At 62.8% G+C, this 16,108-nt stretch carries 17 protein-coding genes; 10 read left to right on the top strand and 7 right to left on the bottom strand.

All coding sequences use genetic code 11. From position 1 onward, the window contains the following. The first annotated feature begins 1 nt into the window (after position 1). The 3 genes from V3328_RS00970 (at position 2) to V3328_RS00980 (ending at position 4,011) form a co-directional block, all read left to right on the top strand. Positions 2 to 1,750 (top strand): acetolactate synthase catalytic subunit, encoded by a 1,749-nt coding sequence (locus V3328_RS00970; RefSeq protein WP_378758875.1) that lies wholly within the window; start codon positions 2 to 4, stop codon positions 1,748 to 1,750. A 112-nt stretch (positions 1,751 to 1,862) separates the two neighbouring features. Then, entirely contained in the window at positions 1,863 to 2,624 is a 762-nt protein-coding gene (locus tag V3328_RS00975) for a TetR/AcrR family transcriptional regulator (RefSeq protein WP_340327768.1), read from the top strand. 4 nt (positions 2,625 to 2,628) lie between these two features. Continuing rightward, the gene (locus V3328_RS00980; protein ID WP_340327769.1) at positions 2,629 to 4,011 is read left to right on the top strand and encodes an FAD-dependent oxidoreductase; all 1,383 of its coding nucleotides are present in this window, start codon (positions 2,629 to 2,631) and stop codon (positions 4,009 to 4,011) included. 9 nt (positions 4,012 to 4,020) lie between these two features. On the opposite strand, the gene V3328_RS00985 is transcribed toward V3328_RS00980, so the two are convergent. Beyond that, a complete protein-coding gene (locus tag V3328_RS00985) occupies positions 4,021 to 5,199 on the bottom strand; it encodes an AI-2E family transporter (RefSeq protein WP_340327770.1) in 1,179 nt (392 codons plus the stop codon). Between the two features lie 270 nt (positions 5,200 to 5,469). Between V3328_RS00985 and V3328_RS00990 the strand changes: the two genes are divergently transcribed. The 3 genes from V3328_RS00990 to V3328_RS01000 all read left to right on the top strand — a co-directional run bounded on the left by V3328_RS00990 (position 5,470) and on the right by V3328_RS01000 (position 6,501). Further along, entirely contained in the window at positions 5,470 to 5,667 is a 198-nt protein-coding gene (locus V3328_RS00990; protein ID WP_340327771.1) for a CsbD family protein, read from the top strand. 141 nt (positions 5,668 to 5,808) lie between these two features. Beyond that, positions 5,809 to 5,967 carry a DUF3309 family protein gene (locus V3328_RS00995; RefSeq protein ID WP_340327772.1) on the top strand — a complete coding sequence of 53 codons (159 nt, stop codon included), beginning with the start codon at positions 5,809 to 5,811 and terminating at the stop codon, positions 5,965 to 5,967. A gap of 51 nt (positions 5,968 to 6,018) precedes the next feature. Further along, complete coding sequence (locus V3328_RS01000) at positions 6,019 to 6,501, top strand: YciE/YciF ferroxidase family protein (RefSeq protein WP_340328251.1); 483 nt, start codon at positions 6,019 to 6,021, stop codon at positions 6,499 to 6,501. Positions 6,502 to 6,562: 61 nt separating this feature from the next. On the opposite strand, the gene V3328_RS01005 is transcribed toward V3328_RS01000, so the two are convergent. Continuing rightward, positions 6,563 to 7,312, bottom strand: coding sequence for a Crp/Fnr family transcriptional regulator (locus V3328_RS01005; RefSeq protein WP_340327773.1), 750 nt, complete (start codon positions 7,310 to 7,312; stop codon positions 6,563 to 6,565). Between the two features lie 655 nt (positions 7,313 to 7,967). Between V3328_RS01005 and V3328_RS01010 the strand changes: the two genes are divergently transcribed. After that, positions 7,968 to 9,788, top strand: coding sequence for a sensor histidine kinase (locus V3328_RS01010; RefSeq protein ID WP_340327774.1), 1,821 nt, complete (start codon positions 7,968 to 7,970; stop codon positions 9,786 to 9,788). On the opposite strand, the gene V3328_RS01015 is transcribed toward V3328_RS01010, so the two are convergent. From V3328_RS01015 to V3328_RS01035, 5 genes are all read right to left on the bottom strand, one after another. Continuing rightward, positions 9,774 to 11,120 (bottom strand): DUF2254 domain-containing protein, encoded by a 1,347-nt coding sequence (locus V3328_RS01015; protein WP_340328252.1) that lies wholly within the window; start codon positions 11,118 to 11,120, stop codon positions 9,774 to 9,776. The genes V3328_RS01010 and V3328_RS01015 overlap by 15 nt on opposite strands. Then, positions 11,096 to 11,464 carry a response regulator gene (locus tag V3328_RS01020; RefSeq protein ID WP_340327775.1) on the bottom strand — a complete coding sequence of 123 codons (369 nt, stop codon included), beginning with the start codon at positions 11,462 to 11,464 and terminating at the stop codon, positions 11,096 to 11,098. Before V3328_RS01020 ends, V3328_RS01015 begins: the two co-directional genes overlap by 25 nt. Then, complete coding sequence (locus V3328_RS01025) at positions 11,461 to 13,449, bottom strand: HWE histidine kinase domain-containing protein (RefSeq protein WP_340327776.1); 1,989 nt, start codon at positions 13,447 to 13,449, stop codon at positions 11,461 to 11,463. The genes V3328_RS01020 and V3328_RS01025 overlap by 4 nt, the downstream gene beginning before the upstream one ends. A gap of 345 nt (positions 13,450 to 13,794) precedes the next feature. Continuing rightward, a complete protein-coding gene (locus V3328_RS01030; RefSeq protein WP_340327777.1) occupies positions 13,795 to 14,346 on the bottom strand; it encodes a sigma-70 family RNA polymerase sigma factor in 552 nt (183 codons plus the stop codon). Further along, on the bottom strand, positions 14,343 to 14,567 hold the full coding sequence (locus tag V3328_RS01035; RefSeq protein WP_340327778.1) for a NepR family anti-sigma factor: 225 nt from the start codon (positions 14,565 to 14,567) through the stop codon (positions 14,343 to 14,345). Before V3328_RS01035 ends, V3328_RS01030 begins: the two co-directional genes overlap by 4 nt. Positions 14,568 to 14,736: 169 nt before the next feature. On the opposite strand from V3328_RS01035, the gene V3328_RS01040 reads away from it, so the two are divergent. From V3328_RS01040 to V3328_RS01050, 3 genes are all read left to right on the top strand, one after another. Then, positions 14,737 to 15,531: a response regulator gene (locus tag V3328_RS01040; RefSeq protein ID WP_340327779.1), complete on the top strand. Its 795-nt coding sequence runs from the start codon at positions 14,737 to 14,739 to the stop codon at positions 15,529 to 15,531. Positions 15,532 to 15,673: 142 nt separating this feature from the next. Beyond that, positions 15,674 to 15,838 (top strand): DUF1328 domain-containing protein, encoded by a 165-nt coding sequence (locus V3328_RS01045; protein WP_340327780.1) that lies wholly within the window; start codon positions 15,674 to 15,676, stop codon positions 15,836 to 15,838. A gap of 94 nt (positions 15,839 to 15,932) precedes the next feature. Then, positions 15,933 to 16,103: a hypothetical protein gene (locus V3328_RS01050; RefSeq protein WP_340327781.1), complete on the top strand. Its 171-nt coding sequence runs from the start codon at positions 15,933 to 15,935 to the stop codon at positions 16,101 to 16,103. The last annotated feature ends 5 nt before the right edge of the window (positions 16,104 to 16,108 follow it).

Here is a 16,108-nt window from a genome sequence, read left to right on the forward strand (position 1 = left end):
CGTGCTCGTCGCCGACAACGTTACCACCGAACTGCACCGCAAGATCTCCGGCAACGTCCCGGTCGGCGGGCAGCGGCTCGCGCGGGCCTTTGCAAGGCACGGGGTGAGGGTGGCGTTCGGCCAGAGCATTCCCTCGATCTTCCACCTCGTCGCCCCGGCCCACGGAATCATCCAGGCCGTATACCGTACCGAGAATGCGGGAGGGGCGATGGCCGACGCGTACGCGCGCGTGTCCAACCGTATCGCTCTGGTCACCGCCCAGAACGGCCCCGCCGCAACGCTGCTGGTGGCGCCGCTGGCGGAGGCGCTGAAGGCCTCGGTTCCTGTCGTCGCGCTGGTGCAGGAGGTGACGCCGGATATCGCCGACCGCAACGCCTTCCAGGAGCTCGATCATTCCGCGCTCTTCTCCGGCGTGGCCAAGTGGATCCGGCGGATAGACGATGTCGATCGCATCGACGACTATGTCGACCTGGCCGTCACCACGGCGACGACCGGCCGGCCGGGACCTGTCGTGCTGCTGGTCCCCGGTCACATCCTGTCGGCCACCGCCAGGTCCGACTCCGGTCGGGGCTCCGCCCTTGGCACGTTTCCCCTGGATCGCGTCGCGCCCGATGCCGAGAACGTACACCGGGCGGCGAAGCTGATCGCCGGCGCCCGGCGCCCGCTGGTGATCGCCGGCGGCGGCGTGCATCTGTCGGCTGCGCAGGCGGCGCTGGCCGAACTGCAGGATCGCCACCACCTTCCCGTCGCCACCACCCTGATGGGCAAGGGAGCGGTGGCCGAGGACCATCCATTGTCGCTCGGCGTTATCGGCTACTTCATGGGCGACGGCGCGCGTACCGAGAAGCTGCACGAGTTCGTTCAGGCAGCCGACGTGATTGTCCTGATCGGCAACCGGACCAACCAGAACGGCACCGATTCCTGGCGGCTGTATCCGCGCGAGGCGGCCTGCATACACCTCGACATCGACGGCCAGGAGATCGGTCGCAACTATGAGGCGCTTCGCCTAGTCGGCGATGCGGGTGCGGGGATCGCCGCACTGTCCGGTGCGCTCGACCGGCTGGATCTCGCCGATCGCATCGAAAGCCGCGCAGGCTTCGAGGCGGAGATCGCAGCTGCCGTCGATCACTTCAGGACTAGGTTCGCCGAACTGAGCGAGACCGGGTCGGCCGTGCGCCCGGAGAGCGTGATGCGTGAACTGGACCGCGTGCTCACACCGGAAACGACGGTCGTCTCGGATGCGAGCTATGCGTCGATCTGGACCGGCAATTTCCTGACCGCCAGGCGGCCCGGCATGCGCTTCATCTCGCCGCGCGGCCTGGCGGGTCTGGGGTGGGGCCTTCCGATGGCGATCGGTGCGAAGATTGCCCGACCCAACGACCCGGTGGTCTGCGTCACCGGCGACGGCGGTTTCGCTCATTGCTGGGCCGAACTGGAGACGGCGGTCAGGATGGAGCTGTCGATACCGGTGATCGTGCTGAACAACCAGATCCTGGGCTACCAGAAGGACGCCGAGGACATGATCTTCGGCGCCCATACCGAAGCGTGCCATTTCGCGCCGGTCGATCATGCCGTGATCGCGACGGGGTGCGGGGCGAGGGGAATACGTGTCACCGACCCCGGCGACCTGCCCGACGCCCTCGCGGAGGCGCTCGCGCATCCGGGACCGACGGTCATGGACGTGATAACCGATCCGCACGCCCGGCCGCCGCTGACGTTCTACCGCGGCCGGTTCCGCGACGCGCCGTGATCGCATAGGATTTCACGAGGGCTGGCCCGATGAATGTTGGCGGTTTCGGTTTGTGCGCGACGAGTCCTTGCGGGCCTGCCGTTCGGCCTGATCGGAAGGAAAGGGCCTCGACGTGACCAACACCACCGAAACGCTTCCGGAGATCGAAGACGCGGCGCGTCGCACTCCGCCGAAATCCCGTCGCGGGGCCAACAATACGCGCAAGGAGCTGGTGCGCGAACGGCTGCTCGAAAAATCGGCAGAACTGTTCTGCGCGAACGGCTTCTCCAAGACGAGCATCAACGACATCGCCGATTCCCTGTCTCTGAAGCGCTCTTCGGTCTACCACTACTTCCAGAACAAGGAAGAGATCATCAGGGAGTTGTTCATCGAGGAATACGAGCGCCGGTGCTCGCAGCTGCTCGACCTGTTCGAGCGTGAGGACCTCACCGCTCTCGAGCGGCTCGTGCTGGCGGTGGAGGGCGCCATCACGCAGCGCCTCAAGGGTGGCAGCCGCTTCCTTGTGTTCGACCGGCTCGAGGCGGACGTGCCGGAAGACCTGCGCGTCAGCTACAATCGCAGCCGACGGCAGATCCTCGACCTCTACACCCGACTGATCACCGAGGGAATCGAAGCCGACCAGTTTCGCGCCGTGGACCCCCAACTCACCGCATTCGCTGTCATCGGCATGTCGAACTGGACGGCGCTGTGGTACTCGCCGGGCGGCAGGATGAGTCCGAACGAGATTGCAAAGGCGCTCGTCAATCTGCTGGTAAGGGGCATCGAAAAGCGCGACGGCGATCGCGAGGAGCCTCATTCGATCGCATCGGCGATAGGGATCCTCCGCGAGGACCTGGCAAGCCTCGAACGCCTCGCCGGCATGAACAAGAGCTAGCGGAATGAGCGGGGAGGTTCCCGCATCGGCCGACGTCATCGTGGTGGGCTGCGGCGCCGCGGGGCTGAGCGCCGCGATCGAAGCGGCGGACCTGGGGGCGGATGTCCTCGTCCTGGAATCGCAACCCGCTCCCGCGGGCAGCACGCGCCTGTCGGCCGGCTACGCCGTCTTCTGCGAGACCGATCTCCAGCCCGGCCCGGCAAACGAACTCTACGAAGACCTGCTTCACGCTCACCACGGCGATCATGACGAGGCCCTGGCGCTGAAATACGTCGAAGCAGCGCCGTCCGCCTATCGCCGGCTGGTGGACCTCGGCGTGACGTTTGCGGGGACGTTCCAGTTCGCGCACATGCGGCGGCCGTGGGCGCACGAGATCGAGAGTGTGGATCTGCATGGGGGCGCCGAGCTCGGCCTTCGTCTCGAACGGGCCGCGCGTGAGAGAGGAATACGCATCCTCACGTCGGTACGCGCCAGGCGGCTGATCTGTGACGAGAGCGGGCGCGTCGTCGGCGTCAATGTAGAACGGACCGGCGGTGCGCCCGAAATCGGCGCATCTACGGGTGTGGTGCTGGCGAGCGGCGGTTTTACACGCAACACCCGTCTCATCGGCAACTACGGGGCGCCCGGCACCGAGTCGATTCTCCCGATCACGGGGGCGGGTTCATTGGGTGACGGGCTCGTGATGGCGCTCGCGCGCGGCGCAGATACCGCATACATGGCCGCCGGCGTTGCTCCGACAGGTCCCGCCGATCCCAGAACCGGCAAGGGTGCGATGCTGATCTATTCCGGGGCGGTTATCCTCAACCGTTCGGGCAGGCGGTTCTGTGACGAGTCCGGGCTCTACAACGACATTTCGTGGGCCGGTCTGAAGCAGCCCGGAACCCAGATCTTCCAGATATACGACGCCGCCATCCGGCAAGCGCATCGCGATACGATGCTGGGCCGCACGCTCAAGGGATATGACGAGTTCCAGGCTGGCTCGCTGACGGAGTTGATGCACTTGCTCGAAGCCGACAGCGGCCTCGACGCTGACGCGGCGCTGGAGAGCATCGAGCGCTACAATGGCCATGTCGACGCGGGTGTGGATCCCGACTTCGGCCGCAACCACCTGGTCGGACATTCGGGAACGCCCCGAAAAATTGCGGCCCCGCCCTACTACGGGATTGTCACGGTTCCGGGGACGACGCACTTCAACGGCGGCCTGAAGATCGACCCGGAGATGCGGGTCATCGACGTCTTCGGGCATCCCATCGCCGGACTGTTTGCTGCGGGGGAGGTGACCGGAGGCTTCCACGGACGCGGCTACCTGTCGGGAACGCATGTGGGAATGGCCCTGATCTTCGGGCAGCTGGCGGGCCGCAACGTCTGTGGCGCGGGCTCACCCTGAACGGAATGATCAGGCGGCCGCTTCCGGCTCCTCGGCCTCATCAACTTCCTCTTCCAGCCGACGGGTGCCGGCCAGAAACTCGCCAAGTCCCTCGAGGTCTTCCACGTGGTCGCAGAAAACCTTCAGGATGACCAGCAGGGGTACCGCGATCAGGACCCCGACGACTCCCCAGACGAATCCCCAAAGGGACACCGACAACAGGATGACCACCGGATTGAGTTCGAGGCGGCGCCCGAGAATTGCGGGCGTGATGAAATTGCCCTCCAGGGCCGTGATGCCCAGATAGACGAGCGGCGCGATGGCGGCGTGCGCCAGGGACTCGAAGGTAACGATCGCGACGGCGGCGGATACGAGGACGCCTACGGCCGATCCGATGTAGGGCAGGAAATTCAATAGCCCGGCGGCGATGCCCCACAGTACGGGGCTCGGCATGCCGATCAGCCACATCGCCGTACCTACCGCAAAGCCGAGACAGGTGTTAATCGCCGCAACCGTCAGAAGATATCGGGAGACAATCCGCTCGACATCATAGGCGATACGCAGCGCTCTCTTCTTGTCGCTGAGGCGCGGCAGGATCTTCACGACCTTCTCGTAGAACAGCGAACTGTAGGCGAGCATGTAAAGCGTCAGCCCGAAGGTCACCAGAATCGTTGCGGCAAATCCCGCGATATGGTTTGCCGCGCGGTTGAGGAGGCCCGGCTGCCGGACGACGACCTCCTGCACGCTCGGATCATTGGACTCCGCCAGTTTCTGGACCTCTTCCCCCGCTTCGTTCATCGCCTCCATCGGACCGCGGATGCTCTCGAGCCGGTTGCGCAACTCGGACCCGATACGCGGTGCGTCGTCCACCCAATCCATGACGGGCTGGGTGAGGGTCAGCGATCCTACCAGCGCAATGATCGCGAGGCCGAACACCAGCACGCTGGCTGTTATACCTGAGGGGATGCCGCGGCGACTTGCCGAACGCACGATCGGGCTGAGCGTCAGAGACAGCACCATCGCGATCGCGATCGGCATGAACAGCCCCTGTCCGAAGTAGACTCCGAACAAGACGGCCGCCGCGGCAATGATGAAAAGGCAGGCCCTGACGGAGCCTGCCAGCTGGACGACCACTTGACGCGGAGGATCCGCACGGTCCCGCTCCGAAAATACGGGGTCCGACACTCCCGACTGCGGTCGATTGTGCATGTTTGCCTCGAAGGATGACGTTCGTTTCTAACGCACGGACGAGCTTTGGAGTTCCCGCAGGACCCAAGTATTGCCCGGCCTGCTTCAAGTGCATGATTTTGTCGGACCCTCGGGAACCTGCAGACCTCGCGAACGTTTGTTCGAGCAGGACGATCGCAGCGGAAGTCGTTGCCGATCGGGCACTGTTCTATCACAGCGACTGAGGATGCGCGTGCAGCGGAGCGGGAGTTCGTTGTTTTCCCGCCAGCGAATGCGCCGGAAAGGAGACACATGAATTGGGATCAGATCGAGGGCCAGTGGAAGCAGTTCACCGGCAAGGTTCAGACCCAGTGGGGCAAGCTCACCAATGACGACATGGATGTCATCGACGGCAACCGTCAGCAGTTGGTCGGCAAGATCCAGGAGCGCTACGGCGTCGAGAAAGCCGAGGCCGAGCGTCAGGTCGATACCTGGCTGAGCCATCACTGAATCCGTGGCAGTGCCGGCATTTGCCGGCACTGCCACGCAGTATTGAGTCTGATGCGTCGCTCGGTTGACGCTCGATCCTAGAAGGCCCGTCGGAGAGCTTCCCCGGGCCGTTTCCCACGACGATTCCCACGGAGGCCCGCCATGACGCTTGGCACCATTCTCGTCATCATCCTCATTCTCATTCTGATCGGCTCGCTCCCGACCTGGCCGTACAGTCGCGGATGGGGCTACGCACCGGGCGGCATACTCGGCACCATCCTGGTCATCGTCCTGATCCTCGTATTGCTCGGTCACATCTGACGACCTGCAGAGACCACCACACCATCAAGGAACAGGGAGGCCGATATGGCCATGAACAACCTCAACGACCTGTTCGTGCATTTCGTGCGCGACATGTATTACGCCGAGAAGCAGATCCTGAAGACGCTGCCGAAGATGGCTCGCAAGGCCGATTCCGAGCAGCTCGCTGCGGCATTCGAATCCCACCGCGAGGAAACGGAAGGCCACATCGAAAACCTCGAGAAGGTTTTCGAGATTCTTGACCTGAAGCCTCGGGGTGTCACCTGCGACGCCATCCTAGGCATTCTCGAGGAAGGCAAGGAGATCATGGAAGAGGCCGGCGACAAGGACACCCGGGATGCGGGCATGATCGCCGCCGCGCAGGCGGTCGAGCACTACGAGATCAATCGCTACGGCACGCTGGTCGCCTGGGCGAAGCGGCTCGGGATGAACGACGCTGCCCGGCTGTTGCAGGCCAATCTCGACCAGGAGTACGCCGCCGACGAAAAGCTCTCGAAGCTGGCCGAGGGTTCGCTGAACAAGCAGGCTGCCTGATCGAAATCCAGCCTCAAGTTCAAAGGCGCCGGACGTGTTCCGGCGCCTTTCACGTGGAGCCCTAGAGGAAGGGCCTCGGGCCTTCCTCGTGCTCCTGGGCCTGGGCTATTTCGATCAGCTTCGACTTGTCGAGCACCTCCACCGTGCGCTCTTCCACCGAAATGCAGCCGTTGGCCCTAAGCTTCTTGAGAGTCTTGTTGGTATGGACCAGCGAAAGGCCCAGCGTATCGGCAAGATGCTGCTGAGTGACCGGGAGGTCGAGCCTGTTCCCGGAGGCGAGGCCTACCGACAAGGCCCGCTTGTAGAGATGCCAGATCACGAAGGCGACGCGCTCGATCGCGGTGCGTCTGCCGACCGTCAGTAGATGCTCGTCCAGCAGGCGCTCTTCCCGGGACGCCAGCCACGTCACGTCGAACGCGAGCGTCGGGTGGCGGGTGTAGAGCGTCCAGAGCTTGTCGCGGGGAAACACGCACATCATCATTTCGGTCAGCGCCTCGACGCCATGGCTCATGACCTCGAAAACCGAGCTCTGCAAACCGATGAAGTCGCCCGGCATGACATAATTCAATATCTGTCGACGTCCGTCCGGGAGCGTCTTGTACCGGAAGCCCCACCCCTCCAGTACGGTATACAGATGAGGGCTGTTGGATTCCTCGAGAACAATCGGTGCGCCCGGGTTGACCGTCAGTTCGCCCTGTTTGAACTCGTGAAGGAACTCCACTTCCTTCTCCGTGAAGTCCCGGAAACACTCGAGATCCCTGAGCGGGCATTTGCTGCAGGGAATTCGAATCGAAACGTCTCTAGCGGCCAAATTGCCTCCTATCAGGTATGTCTTTTTTCAATGACAACCGTGCAGATCGGGGTCCATGATAGGAAACAAACTATCCCTTTGGCGATGGCTGAAATGCCGCCCCGATTCGGGGCGGCAGGAGAGAGATGCGTGTCAGGACAAGCCTCGCGCGCTGCACTGTTCCTTATGGACAATGAAGCGCTCGCATTGGAATTGCAGGGGAAATTACGCTCCAGCGGACCTGGCTGGACCGTCATGCTGACCCGCGCTGTCGACGCGGCCAGGGCGGCCCTGTTTGCCGGCCGCGTGGACCTGGCTGTCCTCGTCCCGGGGCCTGGGGCGAAAGTCGCGATCGATGAATTGATCGCCGCCTTGCATGCTGCAAGAACTCCGACAATTCTGGTGTCAGACCATGATGAGGGTCAAGCCGACATACCCGCCCATTTCGTTCGGCTGTCATATCCCGTTGACGCGGATCGATTGACATCCGCGCTCCTGTCCTTTCTGACAGTTCCTGCGCCCGTTTCTCCATCTCATGCCTCGTAAGCATGAGTTTTCCAGCCGACTGCCCACTATAGCCCATTATACTGTATCGTGGATGCTCGCTGGTTTCGCCGGACAGACCGTGTTCGCCGAGCAGCTGGCTCTGCCATTCATGGTACACTTGAGGTGGTGAATGGATAGAATTCTCCAGTATTTGTCCGGCCAGGCGAATTTCGCGACGCTGCACGTGATATCAGATGCAGGTATCGCAGCGGCGTACTTTGCCATTTCCATCGGAATTCTTGTTTTTGCCAGCAGACGCAGAGATCTGGTCGGTGAAGCGCGGCATCTTGCGATCCTCTTCTCCGCGTTCATCGCACTCTGCGGACTGACCCACCTCGCAGCCGTGATTGCTCCCTGGCATCCTTATGAAGGACTCGAGGTTCTGCTGAACGCCCTCGCCGCGATCGTGTCGGTCGTCACCGCCCTCTTCGCCTGGCGGCTGATGCCGCGACTCGTCGCCATGCCGTCGGCAGGGCATGTCGAGCAGATCAACCAGCGGCTGATCGAAGAAGCTGCGGCGCGGGAGCATGCCTATTCGGAACTGGACGAGGCACGGCGCAACCTCGAGCGCCAGGTTGCGGAGCGCACCAGGGAGCTGGCCGAAGTGCGGCAACTCTTCGAGGCTGCAACGCGAGGCGCACGGATAACCGTCTACTCCCAGGACCGGGACCTGAGGTACACGTGGATCCACAACCCGTGGCTTGGATTGGCGGAAGAGGAAATCGTCGGCAGGTCGGACGACGAAATTATGCCTGAGCCGGCAAGGTCGTCCATCGCCGAGCACAAACGTCGCGTGATCGAGACGGGACAATCGGAGACGTTCGAAGTCGAAATACCGGATGGCGACGTTGCAGCCTGGTTCCGGGTTGATGCGACGCCATTGATCGATGCCGATGGCCGTGTCGACGGTATCGCCTGCACCGCAATCGAGATTACGCGGTCGAAACGCCTGGAAGCGATGCGGACCGACCTGAGCGGGCGGCTCTCGGAGTCGGTGCAGCGCTTCAATGTGGCGCTTCGGTCGAGCGACATCTTCGTGTTCGCGCAGGATACAGACCTCCGTTACACCTGGTCGAACACGAGCGAGACCCAGATGGGACCCGTGGTCGGCAAGACCGACGAGGAACTGCTGAGCGAGCCCGATCTGTCCCGGGTGGTGGAACTGAAGAAGGACGCGATGCTCGCCAAGGAGCCGCGCTCGGGAGAGATCCGTATAGACAGCGGTGACGAGGTCCGGTGGTACGATCTGTTCATCGAACCGAACATCTCCAGTGAGGGCGAAGTCACGGGCATAACGTGCGCGGCGGTCGACATTACCGAGTCAAAGCGCAACGAAGATCAGATGCGTCTCGTGATGAGGGAGCTGACCCATCGCTCCAAGAATCTGCTCGCAGTGGTCCAGGCGATTGCCCGGCAGACGGCGCAGCAGGCCGACACCGTGCCGGAATTCGTGAACGGATTTGGCGAAAGACTGCGCGCGCTCGCAGGAGCGCAGGATCTGCTGGTGGCCGAAAACTGGGTCGGCGCACGACTCGACCACCTGATCCGTGGTCAGATCGGCCACTACATGCCGAAGGACAAGTCGCGCGTCGTCGTCGAAGGACCAGAGATCACCCTTACTCCCGAAGCGACCCAGGTGCTTGCCCTCGCGCTCCACGAGCTTGCCACCAACGCGGCGAAGTATGGAGCCTTGTCCAATGATTCCGGTGTGGTGACGGTCAAGTGGTCGGTGACCGGTGACAAGGACAGCCGCAATCTGCGCCTGACGTGGGAAGAGGAGGGCGGGCCAGCAGTCCAGCCGCCGACGCATCGCGGCTTCGGGCGTATCGTCGTCGAGCAGAACGTGGCGCGCTCCTTGGATGCCGACGTCGATCTGACGTTTCCTCCCGACGGGGTGAAGCTCCGGTTCGTCATCCCGCTGGAGCAGCTCAATCCGTCAGCTCGAGCCTGACGCGTCCTGCCCGTCGGAATCGGTGTCAGTATCGCCTTGCCGTTTCCTTGCAGCGATTGCCAGGGATTCGATCTCGTCGCGGTCGTCGTCATTGCTCACCTCGCGGCGGGCGTCTTCGACAATGAGATCGAGGTGCTTCTCCAGGAGGGGGACGTGCGATGATTGTGCTATGGCGATAAGGCGTCCGATGGAACGGATCAGTCGCAGCGTCACCGTCACGTTGCCGGCCGCGGCGCGGCGCAGGGGATGCAGTGCCGTACCGACGAGGGAATTCACGGAAACCCCGTCAAACCAGAGTCTGGCCTTGCCATCGCTGTCCTTTGACAGCGGCGGCGGGGCGAAGCCGCTCACCGGAAGCGCCAGCGCGGCGGACAATTGGTCAATGCAGGCGATCGCGGTGTAACTGTCGTTGACGCCGGGCGAAAGCGCCCGCATGGCGATCTCGACCAGAAGATGGACGGAGAACTCGGCATCGGAATCCGCGGTGCGATGTCGTTCCAGAAACACCGCCGTGCGGATCGCTTCGGCAAGGCCGCCGATGTCCTCGGGTCCCGTAACGACTGCGATCTCCTGACCGGCGATGACGAAGTCGCCATGCCGCACGTTCATTTCGACGAAGGCGTCAACATCCTTCGCAGCGGCGCAAATCGACTGCGCATCGAGTGCGGTGACGTAGCCGTCCGATGCGCTTTTTACCGAAGTCTTCTCGCCCGACCCGCGCAGTTCCTCAATCGGCGTGTGTTCGGTCGCTTCGTGCGTGGCTATGCTTTCGAGCGCGGCGAGCAACTGCGACGACACGCGCCCGATCTCGTTGTCGATGGAAACGCGCTCGGCCACGGAGCGGATGAAGATGATCAGGGAGGTCAGCGTGGCCCCGGTCAACAGCAGGGCGCCGAATGTCGCCACGCGGGGCACGTCGTCTACGTCGATGCGGCTGAGCACGATGACGGCGTAGACGAAGGTGCCCACCAACATGCCGGCGGTGATCTGCGTGGTCCGGTCGCTCGTGAAGCGTTCAATCAGCCGGGGGCCGATATTGCCGGCAGCGAGGGTGAAGACGATCAGTGTAAGGGAGTAGACGAGGCTGAGCACCGTCATCATCGAGCCGGCGATGACGGACAGGAGCGTTCGCGCGGTATCCGGATTGATCGGCGGCAATATGCTGCCATAGCGCTCCAGGACGCCGTACTGTCCGAAATCGATTCGCAACGCGACGATACCCAGCACGAAGGCCAGGACCGCGAAGGCGGCGGGAACCGCGACGAAGCTTCTGACCAGCCGGGTCCAGGGACGCAGCAGGAACCCTGTCAGCGAGGTGCTGGAACTAGGCATCGCAGGACGTCGATCAGCTTCGCCGCATCGACGGGCTTCTGCAGTATGGGCACGCCATCGCCGTAGCGCTGCACCAGTTCCGATGTCTGGTATCCGGTGCAAAGTATGAACGGGACGGCGAGTCTGTGCAGTTTCTCGGCGATCGGGGCGCTCGTCTCGCCGCGTCCGAGGTTGACGTCGAGAACGCCCGCGTCGGGTTTGTCGGATTCCAGCAGGGCCAGCGCTGCCTCGACATCGGCTGCCGGCCCGACCACGCGATAGCCCGCGTCGAGCAACACGGTCTCGAACTCCATGGCGATCATGAATTCATCCTCGAGAATGAGAACGCTCATCGGTTCGCTCATGCCGAGACCCCTTCCGCAAGACGCTCCCGGAAATGAATGCTGGCGGTCATCGGCCTTACCCTCTCCCACGGGATCTCAATTCTGCAGCTCACGCCGTCGGGCGCGAAGTCCAGATGCGTCCTTCCGTCCAGGTCATAGGTGATGCTGCGTTCAAGGAGCAGGGAACCGAAGCCGCGATGATCCGGTATGGAGACCTTCGGTCCTTCGCTCTCCCACCAATTGAACACCAGCATGCGGTCCCTGTCGTCTCCTTCGAGCGACCACTCGATATCCAGCCGCCCTTCGGGCACGGACAACGCCCCGTACTTGATCGCGTTGGTGCCGAGTTCGTGGATGGCCAGGGCAAGCGCGAGAGCTCCTTTCGGATTTACCCTGATGGGCGGGCCGCTCACCGTAACCGACCGGCCCTCCTCGAAGGGCTGTATCTCCTGCAGGATGACCGTGCGAAGATCCGCGCCGAGCCAGCGCTCGCGTGCCAGCAGGTCGTGTGCGCGTGCCATGGTGGTGATACGGCCGAGCAGCGCACTCTCGAACGAGCCGACCGAATTATGGCTGCGCGCGGTGCGGCGCACGACGCCTTGAACCACCTGCAGGGTGTTCTTCATGCGGTGGTCGAGTTCCCGCATGAGCAGGCGTTCCGTCTCCGCTGCCTCGACCCGCTCGGACACGTCGAGGGCGGACACAACGAGGTGGGTGATGTCGCCTCGCTCACCGGCAATGGGCCTGACCGCCACGTCGTACACCGTCTGACCGAGCTCCGTTTCGGTGGATAGAACGTCGAGCCTGCGTTCCTCGCCCGCAGAGGCTCGCAGGATGGCCAGATGCAAAGCATCCTTGTTACCGGGGTCGTCGTCCCAAAGCGGCAAGTCCTCCAGCGGTTTGCCGACGAGATCCTCGACGCTGTTGCTGGAGGCGTCCAACGCCGCGCGATTGGCGGTGATCAGCAGGCCGTTCGGATCGGTCATGAACACGAGCGGCACCAGCCCGTCCAGCGTCCGGCGAAGCCGCGTCTCCGCCGATTTGAGGTCGCGACCGCGCCGCGCCGCTGTCGAGTAGCCCACGACGGCGGCAGCGGCGCCGAGACCCGCGAGCAAGACAAGTGTCATCAGGCCGTATCCGCGGGCATAGTCGGAGACGTCCGGCTTCCCGCTCATGCGAAAGCGCCACAGCCGGCCGGAGTGATTTTGCTCGCTGACGACCAGAAACGGCTGGGAATCGTCGTTCACGTTGGGAAAGTCGACAGGGGCGCCTCCGGCAATATCAAGCGGGCCGATATCGATGCTCAGGTCCTGTATCTCAGGCGCGGCAGCCCTCGCCAGCGAGATCAGGAGCTTCAGCTCCACGCTTCCGCTGACGATGCCTACGACCTCGCCGTCGACGACGACCGGCTTGTAGAAGATCACCCCACGCACCGGGTCCTCGCCGCTCGAAACGAATGTCACGACGTCGGTGGACGTCCCGAGGCGGGTCTCGATCGCCATGTCCAGGGGAAACCTGCGAGTGGGATTGGAGCGGATGTCGAAGCCGTAGGTCGAACCGGCTTCGGCAAAGAAATATGTTGCAGCAACCGGAAAGTACGCGTCGGCCTCGGCGGCCCGCACCGGCTTGCCGTCCTGAATGGTCCAGATGCCGTTCGGGCTCTTGCCGCTGCGGATGAGTTCCCGTTCGAACTCCGCGCGTTCGGAACTGAGGACCCGCGGCTGGTAGACGATCGCGCGAAGCCCCGCAACGGGTCCGATCCCCTCGACGAACCGCGCCAGTTCCTCTTCGGTCAGCGCCGGGTTATCGGCATACAGGCCCTGTACTGCGCGCACCGTCAGGAGCGCACGATCGAGAACGAGATCGACATTGGCGAGCGCCGCCTTCGCAGATGCCGAGAAGGCATCCACCTGGCTTTGCCGCCACGTCATGAAGGCAAAAGCCGACGCGGCGACCGCAACAATCACGATCACCAATGCCGCGATCCGGCTTTGCGCAGCAGTCATACTCAAATACCCGTACCCTTGGCATTTGAAACGCCGGACTGGAGTGTGGCGTTCCAGGACAGATCAAATTCCATGAACAACGATGCTCGTTATATGGCCTTCCCGATAGCCTTCGTTCGCTGAAGCGGCGTTCCCTTTGCGCGGGCACAACTCGTGTGTGCGTAAGTGGTCACGACAACCGGCCGAGGACCGGACTTTCTCGTCCGGCCGAGGTGCAGTCGCGATGCGCGATGCGGTGAGCGCGCCAGCGCGGCGCCACTGCATCTCGATGTAGAATTCATTTTCCTGGAAGCAGCTGACAGAACCGGACCGGTGGCCACACGGATTATCCTCGAGCAGTGGCGATCAGGCGACCGACCGTGTCGTAGTGGGGGAGCTCACTATCGGTTGGGACGTGCCGTCGGGGCCAAACTCGGCGACCGATTCCAGCGCCAGGATTTCCGCCAGCCGCTGCCGCGCACGGTTTACGCGGCTTTTCACGGTGCCTACCGCGCAATCGCAGATCTCCGCAGCCTCGTCATACGACATGCCCGATGCCCCGATCAGAACGAGGGCTTCGCGCTGGTCCGGGGGCAGCTTGTCGAGGGCAACCCGAAAATCCTTGAAATCCATGTGGCCGGACTGGGCGGGATGGGTGGCGAGCTTTGCTGCCATTGCCCCGTCGGCATCCTCCACCTCGCGGCGACGCTTGCGCAGTTCCGAATAGAAGGCATTGCGCAGGATGGTGAACAGCCACGCCCTCATGTTGGTGCCGACCTCGAAACTGTCGAGATTGCTCCAGGCCTTTACCAGAGCCTCCTGGACGAGGTCGTCGGCCCGATCGGCGCTTCCGCAAAGGGACATGGCAAATGCCCGAAGATTGGGTATGTGCTCAAGGAGTTCCTTGCGGGGGTTCATTCCTTGGACTCCCCTCGCGCGGCCTTCTTCTCGGAGACACGGTCCAGTTCCTGGAGCAGTTCGACGAGGCGATCCGGGATGGGCTCGGTCAGAAAGGAGTCGTACATCGACTTCAGCTGGGTGCCGATGTGAGCCTGCAGACGCTCGTCCAGGGCAGCGCTGCCGGGTGGATTAGGGTTCTGTTGGTTCACGTTGCGCTCGCTTTTCTGATTGCTGGACATGAATGCTCCCAAGCCTGTCGGTCCCCGTCCGGCGGCCAACACCTCCGCAATCAAACGTGAGCGGGCGCGGTTGGTTCCCTGTCGTCGAAAAAAATTTCCTTTGGCAGGGAACCCGATATGTTTTCGGGCGTTAAAGAACGGATAAACACGGCCTTGCAAGGGAGTAAGTATGTCGTTTGCTATGACGATTGCGCCGCATCTTCCGTATTTGCGGCGCTTCGCCCGCGCACTCACGGGCACGCAAGCCGGCGGTGATGCCTATGTCGCGGCCTGTCTGGAAGCGATCATTGCCGATCAGACCATTTTCGACGAGTCCTTGGAACCGCGTGTCGCGCTCTACCGGGTCCTGATCGGAATATGGGACACCATCGATATCAATCATCGCGATGGCGGTCCGGCGACCCCCTTCGAACGCAATCTCGATGCGATCATGCCGCGGGCCCGGCAAGCGTTCCTGCTGACGACCGTCGAAGAGTTTTCGATCTCCCAGGCCGCGGAGATCCTGAACACCGACGAGGATGAGGTCCGCTCCCTGATCGACGAGGCCGGTCGCGAGATCGCCACGCAGGTCTCGACCAACGTCCTCATCATCGAGGACGAGGCGATGATCGCGATGGATCTGGAAGCTCTGGTAACCGGGCTCGGCCACGAGGTTTCCGGCCTCGCCCGCACCCATCGCGAGGCAATCGCCGCTGCACGGAAGCGGCGGCCCGGCCTGGTGCTGGCCGACATCCAGCTCGCGGACGGAAGTTCGGGGCTCGAAGCGGTCAACGAAATGCTCGACGAGATCGACGTGCCGGTGATCTTCATCACCGCGTATCCCGAGCGCCTTCTGACCGGCGAGCGTCCGGAGCCGGCCTTCCTCATCACCAAGCCTTTCCAGACGGACACCGTCAAGGCCATCATCAGCCAGGCTCTCTTCTTCGATACCCGGGCAGGCACCCAGCAGAAAGCTGCGGTGTGACTTGTTTCCGACCGGTCCAGACGGACGGGCTACACGGGCGCTGCGGCGCCCGTTTCTTTTTGTGGGACGGAAACAAAGGAAACGATTCTCGTCGTGCGACGTTCACGAGTAAGCACGGCACAATAAATGAAAGGAGAGCAGGATGCTGTACTGGGCCCTTGTGTTTCTCGTAGTGGCCATCATCGCCGGTGCATTTGGCTTTGGCGGTGTTGCGGGTGCGTCAGCTGGAATCGCGCAGATTCTGTTTTTCATCTTTTTGATCGCACTTGTGGTCTCCGTGGTGATGCATCTCGTGCGCAGAGCCTAACGTAGCGCCCTTGCCAAGACGGCCGGTTGCCCAAATGCGCGACCGGCCGTTTTCCGGGCAACGGCATTTCATTGAACCTACAGGAACAGGACTGATGGCACAGAAGCCCACTGAACGACCCAACCCGGCGAAGAATGTGAACGACGCCGCAGTCGGAGACGAAGAGGCCGCCAAACAGGCGGCGCGACTGCGTGCGCGCATCGACCAGTTGGCTATTGGCGATCGCGCGGTCTACGATGAAGATTCACAACCCGACAACAAGTAAGGGGA

Source organism: Microbaculum marinum (assembly GCF_037855135.1).
Taxonomy (GTDB): domain Bacteria; phylum Pseudomonadota; class Alphaproteobacteria; order Rhizobiales; family Tepidamorphaceae; genus Microbaculum; species Microbaculum marinum.